Raw genomic sequence first — 12,932 nt, forward strand, 5'->3', positions numbered from 1 at the left:
CTATTTATAGTTTGTCACCTCGTAATTATTCCGGTTTTGTTCGTAGAAAAAGCCATAGCTTTACACTATGACTTCTAAAAAGGCTGTAAAATAATATTAAACCGGCAAATATGTAATCAACATGCCTCCTAATATCAGACTGGCAGTATTGGCGATCATTACGTAAAATGCCGCACGCCTTTTCCTGTATTCCTTTATCAAACTAAGATATGCAATCATCTCTACGATAAATACCACCATTTCACCAAATATATAACCAAGTATCCAGTAATTGCTTAAATTAGGGCCTGTAAGCATAGCATTTAATCCTGCCTGTGTAAGCAGATTGACCGATGCAAAGACAAGCCAGCTTCTCTTTTGCCGGTATCCAAAGAGAAAAAAGACAGCACCTTCAATAAGCAGCGTCAGGATAACCCGCAAAGCCACCAGAGCAGGCACCCGTAAGGGAGACTGACCGACCGTAAGAGTTTCCGATTTCATATCAAGCGTTAAAATATTATTGTATTTGTCAAAGGTTCCTTTCGGAAGATTACACTGAAAGCTTTTACTGCTGCTTTGAACAATAAGTTTTATATCCTTTATATCCTCAATCTTCGGCGGATACACGCGGTAATGGAAATATACTTTATAGTACTTTTCCCAGCCTTTTTTTTCGCTCTCTCTGATTCTTAATTCGCTTAAACTGTCATTTGGCATTTGCAGAGATAACGAAAGACTCTCTCTGGAATTCAATACGATTATGGTGAAACCGGGAGCTTCCGCTGAATTGGCAGATACTGAGGTATAAAACCACAGGCTCATCAGATGAGCAATGATTAATACGATACAGACAATACTGCCAGGCTTTCTATATCCCACTGTTTTTCGTACAATGGCCTTAGTATTCATATAATCCATACATTACCTCCGAGTTTCATCAGTCTATCTTTATAATATCAAATACAAAAGGGAACTTTTCTGCTGTTTTACTGTCGAAGTCAACTTTGTACCCAGTTCCATCTTTATAAAACAAGCCCTTCTTTAAATCCACTCTGACGTAACACATATTCTCATCATTCTCATCATTATGGACAAAATACCATGGTTCAAATATTTTAATGAGCTTTTCTCTGATTATAAGGTTTTCCTTTGACAATGGATGCCCGATATTGCGCGCAACTCCGTTGAAACGATACAGATCCTTACTTAATGCAACCACCGGATTATTCTCAATCTCTTTTACTTTTTGAGACTTACCATATGTGACTATATAAAATGCTCCACTATCATAGAAGGTATCAATAAACCTGACAGCCGGAATATTATCGTTTGATGTAGCCAGCGCAAATTGATAATCTCTCGCAAATAATGTTTCCAAAACCCCAAGTCCTTCTTCATACGCATTCATTTCACTTTTCCCTCTATTTTCTTAATATTTTTTCCATTGCCTTACCTTTGGCCAGTTCATCAATTAATTTATCCAGATACCGGATCTTCCTCATCACTTCATCTTCGATCTCTTCCACCCGGTAGCCGCAGATAACCCCTTTAATCAGAGAAGCTTTGGGATTCAAAAGGGGCGCCTGATGAAAGAAGTCCTCCATACTTACTTCCTTCTCTATCTGCTGCTGTAATGAACGCTCATCGTAGCCTGTCAGCCAGAAAATGATTTCATCTACTTCCTTTCTGGTTCTTCCTTTTTTCTCAGCTTTTTTTATATAAAGCGGATAGATATCGGAAAAGGGCATATGAAAGATTCGTTGTGTTTCCATTAAAAGATCTCCTTTGCTTTATAGAATAATTTGTTTATAAGACCCCCTTGGCTTCCTTCCAGTCCACAAAAAGATTGTAGCGGGTTGTAGTAAAACGCAGAACACAGTAATTGGGATCATCAGGACCGCTGAAATGATTTTCAAGTCCATGATACCACATTTCTTTTTTAATTTCAGGGTCTGTCAATACTTCTATTGTACCCACCAGTGTAATATTATGATTAACTGAATTAAAACAAACACTTGCTTTGCTGCATCTTTCAATTCTTTTGGTTTTATCACTGCCAAAACCTGTACAGAATGTAAGCCACTTTATACCGTCAGCTTTTGATACGGATATTGTTGAGGTTGTTGGATAGCCATCCATGTCGATTAATGTCAAAGCACAATATCCCTCATCTCCGCCTACAGCCTTTTCTTCAATTATCTTATTTGCTTTCGCGATTATTTCTGAATTCATGTTATATTCCTCCCAATTAATTTTACCACAATTATAACATGTATAATGCGGCAGCTGTATGTCATGTTTTAACATAGTCCACTTCCTTATAAAATCCTTAAAAATAGCTGTTACAATAGCAGTAAAAGGTTAAAAGGAGGTACCCCTATGAAACAGACACTGTACAAAGCGGCTAATTGTGAAATGGAGGATGTTATGATGCATGAGTATATGATTAAAACCGATCATGTTTCCAAAAAATTTAAAAAGACATATGCAATTAATGATTTATCTATGTCTGTAAGGAAAAATTCTGTCTATGGATTATTAGGACCTAACGGTGCTGGCAAATCAACATTACTGAAGATGATTACAGGTATTATCACCCCCACTTCCGGAGAAATATTATTCGATAATCACCCCTGGAGCAGAAAAGATCTATTAAGGATTGGTTCCCTTATTGAATCACCTCCTTTATATGAAAATTTAACAGCGTTTGAAAATTTAAAAGTACGGGCAACTCTTATGGGGATCTCAAACGATAAATGCATTGAAGTTTTAGAAAGAATGGACTTAATGGATACGGAAAATAAGCAGATCGCTGATTTTTCATTGGGAATGAAGCAAAGGCTGGGTATCGCATTAGCGCTTTTAAATGACCCTGAATTGTTAGTCTTAGATGAACCTACCAATGGGCTGGATCCTTTCGGAATGGAAGATTTAAGGAAAATGATCCGGACATTCGCAGTATCCGGGATTTCAGTCATTGTATCCAGTCATATCTTAAGCGAGATACAGCAGGTTGCCGATGACATAGGCATTCTAAATAATGGGTCACTTCTATATCAGGATAAAATTGATGCCAATGAGAATCTGGAACAGTTGTTTATGGATATCATAAGAAAGGAGCGTGCTTCCTGATGTTACGAACCTATCTGGCAGCAGAAAACTTAAAATTTAAACGCACCCTGTTCCGGAAACTCATTTTATATATTCCGGCAGCCTTAATTTTAATAGCAGTTATATTTTTATCTGTGGGTATTGGTTTAGGTGGTTTTTCATGCTCCATCGTCTGCAATTGGTGTGTACCCATTGCGTCTTTATCCATTGTAATATTATGCCACTTAGTAAATAATAAGGAACAAAAACACAATTACCGGACTATTTACAGCCTGCCCATAGACTTAAAAAATACATTTATTTCTAAAACAATTTTAATAGCACTTAATCTTTTGCTGATATCATTATTACTATCATTGATATCTATTATTTCAGAATACATGCAGTCAGGTGACTTAAGTGCATTCAAATATACCGGATATTATGTTTTAGGATACTGCTTATTATGGCTGACTTTATTATGGCAGATCCCTTTCTGCTTGTTTTTGGATCAAAAAGCCGGATTCGTTGGTTCTATGATCATTAATCTGATTTTCACTGGATTTGGTGGTTTGTTTTTATCTCTGACTCCTATATTCTGGTTTTTTCCATATAGCTGGACCGCCAGGTTTATGATTACCTTATTCAGAGTTTTGCCAAACGGATTATTGGTTCAGGGAGGTACAAGACAGATTCTGAGTTTAGGCCAGAGTTCACTGCTGGTGGTTGTAAGCCTGCTCACTGCGGTCGTTCTTACATTTCTATTTGCACACTGGTACAGAGGGCAGGTGTATCGGAATTGACAATTACAAGAGAGTTTTTCTCTAACTTTACAAAAATTAAACGAACTCCGCTTATACTATTGCATCTGCTGCCTCCTGTCGTAATTACAACATTATTTTTAGTTTATTACAATTCTGGAGGATACCGTATTTTTTCTGATGTTCGGCTGTTTTTTATTTTGTTGCAAATATGCTATCCTATGTTTGTTAGTTTTGTTGTACCAATTTTTATTAATTTAGACCGCAATATCAACAATGTCCAAAACGCTCTGGGAATTGTAGAATCCAGAAGAAGTGTTTATCTGGGTAAATTGTTCTTTCTGCTGTTTCTGTCTTCCACTAGTATCATACTATACGAGCTATGCTTTTATGCCGGAGTGAATTTTTTTCTAAATATGAACTTTATGGACTTTGGTTCCTATTTTTTCATATTCTGCTCATTTTTATTAAGTAACTTATTTTTATATGTTATACATGTACCCATTGCTTTTAAATTTGGTTTCAGTATCTCCGTTTTATCAGGAATAGCAGGTACAATTTTAGCTGGTTACTTTGAAAATTCCATTGGTGATAAAATCTGGCCGGCTATTCCCTGGGAATGGGGTGTGCGGTTTTTAAAAGATTATTTTAACCTTACCAGTGGATCAGTTATTCCTGGAGTAATTTCTCTGATTATTATTACTTCGGCTGTTCTGGTTCTCACAATATTATGGTATAGTAGATGGGAAGGCAGAGTTATACAAGAGTAAGATAAGGAGGATAGTTTATGCCAAAACTGTTAGTCATCGACGATGACCTGGATATGCTGGCTCTGGTACGCACTGCTCTGGAAAAAGATGGTTACCAGGTGGACACTGAAGCAAATGCTGCTTCCTTACAGCCTGCCAGATGCCGATTATACGATCTTTTGCTTCTTGATGTAATGATGCCCGGCGAGGATGGATTTTCCTTCTGCAGGCGGATCCGTACCGAAGTGGATTGCCCTATCCTGTTTTTAACCGCCAAGGCAGAAGATTCAGCTCTCGTCCAGGGCTTTGGCCTGGGAGCCGATGATTACATTAAAAAGCCTTTCAGTATTGCAGAGCTGCGTGCCCGGGTAGGCGCTCATCTTCGGAGAGACGTGCGTCAGCCAACCCATATATTAAGACGAGGCAGCGTCCGCTTCGATATACAGGCAAAAACGGCATTTGCTGGTGAACACACACTGCCCTTCACCAAGGGCGAATATGCGATCTGTGAGCATCTGGCACTTCACGCCGGGCAGGTGTATACCAAAGAGCAATTATACGAAGCCGTTTTCGGATATGACGCAGAGGGAGATTCGTCCGCTGTTGCAGAGCACATTAAAAATATCCGTGCCAAGATGAAAGCTCACGGCATCAGTCCTATTGATACAATTTGGGGGGTGGGTTACAAATGGCGAAAAAACGAAGATCTGTAAGTCTTTCCTTTGTCCTTTTACGCTTTGGCATTGTTATGCTTGGCTGCATGCTATTATGCTGCCTGTTATGGTATTGGTTATTTATCCGGCTTGTAAATACCGGCTTTTTCTATAAGTCCTATACTTCCACCCGGCAGGTAGAGCAAATGCTGGCTGGCGACCCGGAAACCTTCGTTTCTCCAAGTGATGATTTTTTGGCAGAGTACGCTTTATTTGACCGGAACGGTAAAGTTTTGGAAAGTAATACCAAAGGAAGAAAACTGAAAAAACTGAGTAGTCTTTTACAGGAAGATACATCTACTATGCGTGTTTCCAGACATACTTATAGAAATGGAAGCACGGTGATTATACGATATTATTACAGATCAGAGTTTGCAAATCCTGTTCTTCGAGGTGCTCTTCCCCCCTTTGAATATCTTTGGCTGTCATCGCTGGGAGCAGCATTGGTGTTTTGTCTGCTGTTTAACACCCTGTGGCTTCGTCAGCGTCTTGCTGCCAGGCTTAAGCTGTTTGGTGATGTTAGCCGGAAGGTAGGTGCCAAGGAACTGGATTTTACAATTCCACACGCAGGAATACGGGAATACGATCAGGCACTTGATGCAATGGAGCATATGAGAGATGCTTTGTACAATTCTTTGTCTTCCCAGTGGGCGGCACAGCAGGAACGGGAAGCAGAAATAGCCGCACTGGCCCATGATTTAAAAACTCCACTCACTCTGGTGGGCGGTAATGCTGAGCTGCTGCTTGATGAAGAACTCCCTGAAAGCAGCCGAAGAATGGTGGAAACAATTGCTGCCAGCAATCAACGTGCCAGGCAGTATGTAACAAGTTTCCTTGAATCCTCGGCAGGTGAGGAGGAGGCTTTTAAAAGCAACAGTCTGAATGCTCTGTTTGAACAACTGATCAGTAACACTACGGCTATTGCAGAAGCAAGGGGCGTAAGCATGAAAGTCCAGAACAGCCTTAACGGTTCTGCAAACGTCCAAAAGGATCATTTGCTTCGAGCCCTTGGAAATGTAGTACAAAATGCCATAGAGCATTCACCGGTTGGTGGAAACGTATATTTGACAGGCAGTATTGCAGATGGCGGCTGGCAGGTGACTGTCTGTGATGAAGGCCCTGGATTTAGTAAGGCGGCTTTACTACATGCAACGGAACGACTGTGGCGCGGAGATACGGCTCGTAGTGCAGACGGCCATAATGGTCTCGGGCTCTGGTTTGCTGCACAGGTAGTTAAAACCCACGAAGGTCAGCTTTATCTGAGTAACTCCAAGTCCGGAGGGGTTGTTACAATTAAATTCAGAGAGGGTGTCGCAAAATCACTAAAATAAAGTGATGGAGTGACACCCTCTTTCCATATAAAACAAATTTTAAAAGATTATTTTTATGTACACCACAAAACCATCTATTAGTTAAAGTGGTTAGAATCCCGATAATTAAGTGACCAGATTTTAAAATCACCATTATAATAAAAATATGGAATCCCATTGTGTCTTAACGGGTTGATAGCAAGATAAAATAGTCAGGATCACTCCACTGGTTCCTGTTAAGAGTCCTATTTCATCCTTATTTACGATATGCCCTTCCTCTATTTCTGTATCCTTAAAACCAAATGGATATTGATCACTGTATGATTCCAGTAAATGATCCAATATTTTCATATGCACTTCATAAAAGAAGTCATCATCTGTGTATTCATAGAATTTTCTGGTCAGGCAGCACAAACCAGAAAGACCGTGACAAAAAGTAGGTGAGATAACATGCCGCATTCTTTTCAAAGATAACTTCATACTATCAATCGCAAGCTTACCCATTTCATCATTATTAAGGATCTTTGAAGCAATCAATAATGAATACGCCACACCTGGAGTACCATAACACCATGCATCTCTGGATGGTACTGCTTTCCCCTGTTCCATCCCTATTATTTTTTGAGTTTCCCAATAAATATCATCACTGTCTTTTATACAGCTGCTAAAAATAAATTCTGACAGATATTTTATTGCTTCCAGCTGGTCTTGTACATATACTCCCGACTCATAGGACTTACATAATATTAAAAGTATGCCAGGGATCCCGTGCGCAACCCCTAAATTTATATATCGTATCTCCTGACTATTTTCCAATGGAAACAATTGACTCTCATCTGACCGGATGGCAAACCGGGGGATATTGTTGTCCCCTGCTTTACAAATATCCGCTAAATATTGCAAAATATGCAACAAAGTCTCTTTCACGTTCTGCTCGGATTTAAAATTCAACAGATAATTGGCTGTACCGGTTAATCCATACATAATATCATAAAGTAGTTCGTTTAATGGAAGTTCTTTGTACTTTTGGATATTATTTTCCGCGATATCAACAATATACTCGTTTAGACTCTTTATAAACGATTGATATCGTTTCCCATGGTCTGACATACAATGTGCAGCAAACCCCACTCCGCATAGCCCATCAAACAGGGAAATATCATAGATGTTGTTTTTTCCCATATAATCGTTTATGATCTCCAGATATTTATGAGCATAATTATCAAAACCATAATCTGGGTAATTTAATTGAAGTTCCGAAAATAATATACATAATGCGGGATATGACACTGCTACTGAAGTACATCGATACTCAGTTTTATTTGAAGCAAATATCCCCTGAACATAATCTGCGTCAGATAATTTTTTTGATATATTTATTATGAAATTATCCAATTCACGCTTTTTTTCATTCGGTAAATTCATAATCAGCCTCCATTTTGGGGTATATCGAATTCCAGATCATAAATTTCTTTATAAGAGGGACATGTTTTTAATAACTCTTCATGTGTACCTTCAGCAACGATCTTTCCTTCGTCCAGATAAATTATTTTATCAGCTAACATGACATGTGCAATTTTATGAGAAATAAATACACCTATTTTGTTTTTTGTAAGTTCAAAAAATGTGTTCATTATTTTTTTCTCACCCATTTTATCCAGCGCCGCATTGGGTTCATCCAAAATATACATTTGTGCTTTTTTGAAAAAGCACCTGGCCAGAGCTACTCTCTGCCACTGCCCACCAGATAACTGTGTTCCATCTGAAAACCATTTTCCCAGCTGCTGATTTAAATCAGGAGGAAGAAAGTCTATACTGGCTTCTTCCAGTGACTCTCTTATCTGGGCCTCATTATCGATTTCATCAATGTTACCGAAGCCTACATTATCCTTTACTGAAAGTTCATACTTGCAGAAATCCTGGAATAATACACCTGTTAATTTATGTAAGCTGTCAATATTAACTTTATTTAATGGAATTCCATTTATCTTAATTATATCGTCTTCAACTAAATAATATCCCAGTAATAATTTTATTAATGTACTTTTACCTGATCCGTTTCTTCCGAACAATGCAACTCTTTGGTTTTTATCAATTTTTATGTTGATGTTCTGAAGAACTTTTTTATCTGTTTCCGGATATGCAAATGTTAGATTATTTATTTCAATCTGATTTAAATCGTTTAGTTTGTATGTTTCTTTACTATTCCCATTTCCAGTCTTATTAAGAAAATTAATCAGTTTTGACATATACAGACTGTTTTGATTTATGCTGTAAATAATATTCATAATACTGTTAAAGCTATCAAACATCATGTTTATAATTCTTAAAAGTGCAACAGCGTTACCAATTAGGATTTCACCTGCAATTACAGAGAATATGATTAAAATCATGAGTACCGCCATACAGATCTGATCAACAAAATCAAATACAACAGATATAATCAGCCTTACTTTGGTATTGTACAAGTTTTCATTAATCACGCTTTGCTTTAAATCATTATGTCTCTTTATAATATGCCTGGCTAAATTAAAAATTTTAACTTCTTTAAATGATTGATCCTTTGTAAGTAAAAATTCGTAATACCATATACTTCTGGCTTTCTTTGCATTTCTTTCTTCTGTCTGGAACTCTCTTTTACTTATGGATAAGTAGAATATTGAAAAGGCAAACGCCGGAACAATAATCAAAAATACCGACAACGGCCGCCACATCAATATGATATATACAGATGAAAGTATGGTAGTAATGGAAGTTACAAGTGTCAATGTGGTTGTAAATATATTATAAGGCCTGAATCCCACCTGGGAAAGGATATGCTGCAGCTGATCCTGTATATCAGAATTTTCAAATTCCTCCAAAGACATAATGGCGCATTTATCCAATAATCTGTTAATCAATTCATAATCCAACAAGAATTGAAATTTGGTAAATAAAAATGTTTTAATACTTATAATCATACCTGATACAAAACTTATCCCGATATAGATTGCTAATACCTTCAGCGAGAGATTTAAGTCTTTCGCTGAAATAGCATTAATCAGGCTACCAAAAATATTAACGGAAATTACAGGAACAATACCCGCAATTATATTAATAATGATGGTTAGTACAAATATTGGTTTGCTGGCCTGGAAGAATATTTTAATGGATTTTGGAATCACTTTTAAGGAAGAAAGCATTTCCTTTACTTCTGAAGTACTTAGTATTTTAAATTTCTGCATATTATTTATCACCCAGTATACCTATTTTTTTTCTGTTGTAAACACAGTAATATGTATGACGTGCTAAAGTTCTCATCTTTTTTTCCAATTCCCTTTTGGGACCAAACAATCGATTCATGTTCATATGCAGCAGACTATCCAGTATGCTTAATTTTACAGCTTTGTTATCCGGATAATTTTCTTCAATTCTATTTAAATATTCTTTCATTGATTGTTGTTTTACCGATAATATTTTCAAAATAAATTCAATCTCTGGATTTAAAGTTTCATGATTCAAATACTTTATTACGAAATCAACGTAAGTATCCTTATGTTCTCTGAATTCTTTTTGATAGTTCTTGGTAGGATTTTCACAATTGAGAAATACAAACATATCCTCAAAACTCAAATTAAATGTTTGCATGTGAAAGAAAATTATCACTGATGCTAAAAGTTCATCTGGCACTTTTATATTATGATTATTTTTTTCATAAATTATGGTTTGAATTGCTATGCTGTCTTTACAAAACACCTCATGGGCATAGTTCATCAAATCATATCCGCCATACCTCTCCAATTCTAGCTCATAACAATTTATACTATAATTTGAGATAAGAGATTTTTTCATAAGCTGGCTTAATATATCTAACATTTTAGGCAATACCATCATTAATTTAGTATTATCAGCTTTTAATCTCAATCTCAGATGTAAATCAGGATCTTTATACTGAATAAAGAAATAGCTGTCAATTTCTTTGTTTTCAAGTAACTTCTGCAATGGAGCATACAGAGCTTCACCTAACAGATAATCTGCATATTCCTCAATACCGTATATTTTGAAATATAGCCACTCATCTAACGGCTCTTTATATCTGACATTACCATAATTCCTTGTAATGTCAAAATTATTGGCCTTATGGGGGGTAGCATCCTGAGCTAAAATTAATGGTATTACCAATTCACTGCAATAAGAACTGTCATTCAGTTTCACTGGATGCTCTGATTCTATATTATATCTTTCCACAACAGTTTCTGATTTTTCCAGCAATTTCTGCAACACAGATAAACATCTGTCCTCTTTCAGATTTAACAGTAGTTTTTTGTCTGTATCTACAGCATCCACCCAAAGGGGTATTTTTCTTGAATTTATGTATTCGTTAAATTTATTTTTAAACTCAGCAAAATCATAATGTTTTGTTAAACCCAGATCGCCTATTTTAATAATCCATTTTTCCTGTTCCAATACGAAGTTTTTATATCGTATTGTTGGAAGATAGGCAAATTTCTCCAGTAAGTATTGCCATGGTTTATTATAAAACTTAATTCCATCAGAAGAAACTTCGTCAATTAATCGTAATATTCTGGGTTTTAACTGCGGATTAAACATATTGGTAGATGTTGATATGATTCTTTTATTGTTAACCGCAGACTTTAAATATAATTTGTTGTTTTTAAATTCTACTAAAATATCACTTAGCTTAAGTATAAATGCCTGATCTTTGGAATTTGTAGTCCCAAAACTTGATTCATAAGTGGAACCATGTATATTTCGAATTATGTTTGCATGCTTTAAAGTATCGGGTAAGTAGGTAAATTCACAGACCTGGCATTTATCACCATAATTTTTATTTATTTCTTCAAAGAATTGTTTTGGATTCTTCATTAAGTGAGAAAATCTTCCAAATGTTTTTCCTGCATAAGTTGATCCAAATATATTACTTAAATAGTAAACATCCCTTCCATTTTCTTTCACATAATTAAAGTAGATTTCCATGGATTTGGGCAACTGATCCAGATCAATAACTTCTGTTAAAAACATTCCCATATCTGCATCAGTAATCTCTATTTCCTGACCAAGTCTTATGGAATCAACATATTTTCTTTCAAAAAATCGTATCCAGGGGTTGATATATTCTCCCAGATTATTTATGCCGGTTTTTCCATCATAATGGTCTGGAAAACCGATTCCTATATCAGGATCAATAAGTTCAATCAAAGGAACGCACCTGGAATGGCCATACTTTTCTAAAAATTTGCTCTTGTAATCATATAAATTATTGAAAGGCTCTTTGATATTAAATTGTATAAATAAATTGAGAAGCTTATTTATTTTTTTTATTTCATTTTGATTTAAGTTGCATTGGCTATAGGAGAAGGAGGAATCTATGGCCAGGTAGTTTTTTGAGTCGTGGATTCTCTTCATGTTTTTGAAAATCTGTGTCACGCTTTCGATGGTATTATTTATATGGCCATTGGAATATTCCTGAAATTTATTTTTTATGTCAATTAAGGAGCTTGTATTTATATCGTATTCCTGAAGTTTACAGATAAAGTATTCAAATTGGTCAACGATTGTTAATGGAGGACGAAGATCGGATATTAAATAACCTTCCTTTATGAGTGATTGGATATATGTATGAAATGTGTTTTCTTCCACATTCGGATATTCTTTTTTAAGGTTTTCTATAATATCAGAATAACTTACGTAATCTCCTGATATTTTCAAGACCACTTCAAATGCATTGGAGTACTTTACAGATTTTTTATTTACTTTTTCCCCATTGCTGTCTTTTGTGCAGTTAAATAAGATTGCTTTGTTTCTCTGAATAGCAACACTTTCATTGATTTTGTATCGGAGGAATTTTAAGTACTTGGATTCGTACATAAAAACCACCTGGTATAACCACTCTGAATCAATCAGGGGGTTCCTTTTTAATTCTGCACTGCTTAATTCAAATGATGTTCTTTCAGATGTAATATTACCAAATGCAACTGTTGAGAATAATCCAAATGGAGTACACCTGGAACAGCTTCTGCTAAAATATTTATAAATTGAATTCAACAAATAATTCGTATCTCTTGCTGTGCCCTCCTCTATATAGTGCTGCATAGATTCATATAAATCTTGGCTTGCCACAAATATAGCTTCATTAAACTGATCTTTGTATTGAGGAGAATCAAATAAAAACATAGTATGATCTATGTTTGTTTTATTTCCTATGTTATCTGTCAATAAATTGATTGGCAGACCCGGTGTTCTTATCATAAAGGAACCTATATCTTTGTATAAATCTTTCATATTTTAACCGTATCCCCCTTGCTTAACTCTTGTATGCCTAACCAAAAT

The 12,932-nt window shown here is 36.0% G+C and carries 12 protein-coding genes; 5 read left to right on the plus strand and 7 right to left on the minus strand.

The genetic code is table 11. The features are described from left to right. Positions 1–96: 96 nt before the first annotated feature. Genes DS742_RS07715 through DS742_RS07730 form a run of 4 tightly spaced genes read right to left on the minus strand, consistent with a single transcriptional unit; the run spans position 97 to position 2,211 of the window. On the minus strand, positions 97–897 hold the full coding sequence (locus DS742_RS07715) for a hypothetical protein (RefSeq protein WP_117416414.1): 801 nt from the start codon (positions 895–897) through the stop codon (positions 97–99). A 19-nt stretch (positions 898–916) separates the two neighbouring features. Next, positions 917–1,387 carry a pyridoxamine 5'-phosphate oxidase family protein gene (locus DS742_RS07720; protein ID WP_117416415.1) on the minus strand — a complete coding sequence of 157 codons (471 nt, stop codon included), beginning with the start codon at positions 1,385–1,387 and terminating at the stop codon, positions 917–919. A gap of 13 nt (positions 1,388–1,400) precedes the next feature. Then, complete coding sequence (locus DS742_RS07725) at positions 1,401–1,751, minus strand: DUF2200 domain-containing protein (protein ID WP_117416416.1); 351 nt, start codon at positions 1,749–1,751, stop codon at positions 1,401–1,403. A 34-nt stretch (positions 1,752–1,785) separates the two neighbouring features. Next, positions 1,786–2,211: a pyridoxamine 5'-phosphate oxidase family protein gene (locus DS742_RS07730; RefSeq protein ID WP_117416516.1), complete on the minus strand. Its 426-nt coding sequence runs from the start codon at positions 2,209–2,211 to the stop codon at positions 1,786–1,788. Positions 2,212–2,409: 198 nt separating this feature from the next. Between DS742_RS07730 and DS742_RS07735 the strand changes: the two genes are divergently transcribed. From DS742_RS07735 to DS742_RS07755, 5 genes are read left to right on the plus strand one after another with little or no spacing between them, the layout of a single operon-like run. After that, positions 2,410–3,111 (plus strand): lantibiotic protection ABC transporter ATP-binding protein, encoded by a 702-nt coding sequence (locus DS742_RS07735; RefSeq protein ID WP_117416517.1) that lies wholly within the window; start codon positions 2,410–2,412, stop codon positions 3,109–3,111. Further along, positions 3,111–3,872: a lantibiotic immunity ABC transporter MutE/EpiE family permease subunit gene (locus DS742_RS07740; RefSeq protein WP_117416417.1), complete on the plus strand. Its 762-nt coding sequence runs from the start codon at positions 3,111–3,113 to the stop codon at positions 3,870–3,872. The genes DS742_RS07735 and DS742_RS07740 overlap by 1 nt, the downstream gene beginning before the upstream one ends. Next, positions 3,869–4,600 carry a lantibiotic immunity ABC transporter MutG family permease subunit gene (locus tag DS742_RS07745; RefSeq protein WP_117416418.1) on the plus strand — a complete coding sequence of 244 codons (732 nt, stop codon included), beginning with the start codon at positions 3,869–3,871 and terminating at the stop codon, positions 4,598–4,600. The genes DS742_RS07740 and DS742_RS07745 overlap by 4 nt, the downstream gene beginning before the upstream one ends. 17 nt (positions 4,601–4,617) lie before the next feature. Next, positions 4,618–5,292 (plus strand): response regulator transcription factor, encoded by a 675-nt coding sequence (locus tag DS742_RS07750; protein WP_117416419.1) that lies wholly within the window; start codon positions 4,618–4,620, stop codon positions 5,290–5,292. Further along, positions 5,268–6,623 carry a sensor histidine kinase gene (locus DS742_RS07755; RefSeq protein ID WP_117416420.1) on the plus strand — a complete coding sequence of 452 codons (1,356 nt, stop codon included), beginning with the start codon at positions 5,268–5,270 and terminating at the stop codon, positions 6,621–6,623. Before DS742_RS07750 ends, DS742_RS07755 begins: the two co-directional genes overlap by 25 nt. 132 nt (positions 6,624–6,755) lie before the next feature. Here DS742_RS07755 and DS742_RS07760 read toward each other — a convergent pair whose 3' ends face one another. Genes DS742_RS07760 through DS742_RS07770 form a run of 3 tightly spaced genes read right to left on the minus strand, consistent with a single transcriptional unit; the run spans position 6,756 to position 12,884 of the window. Beyond that, positions 6,756–8,027, minus strand: coding sequence for a lanthionine synthetase C family protein (locus DS742_RS07760; protein WP_117416421.1), 1,272 nt, complete (start codon positions 8,025–8,027; stop codon positions 6,756–6,758). A gap of 2 nt (positions 8,028–8,029) precedes the next feature. Beyond that, the gene (locus tag DS742_RS07765) at positions 8,030–9,826 is read right to left on the minus strand and encodes an ABC transporter ATP-binding protein (protein WP_117416422.1); all 1,797 of its coding nucleotides are present in this window, start codon (positions 9,824–9,826) and stop codon (positions 8,030–8,032) included. A gap of 1 nt (position 9,827) precedes the next feature. Beyond that, positions 9,828–12,884 (minus strand): lantibiotic dehydratase, encoded by a 3,057-nt coding sequence (locus tag DS742_RS07770; RefSeq protein ID WP_117416423.1) that lies wholly within the window; start codon positions 12,882–12,884, stop codon positions 9,828–9,830. Positions 12,885–12,932 lie beyond the last annotated feature (48 nt).

The organism is Lacrimispora amygdalina (assembly GCF_003432035.1).
Lineage (GTDB): Bacteria > Bacillota > Clostridia > Lachnospirales > Lachnospiraceae > Lacrimispora > Lacrimispora amygdalina.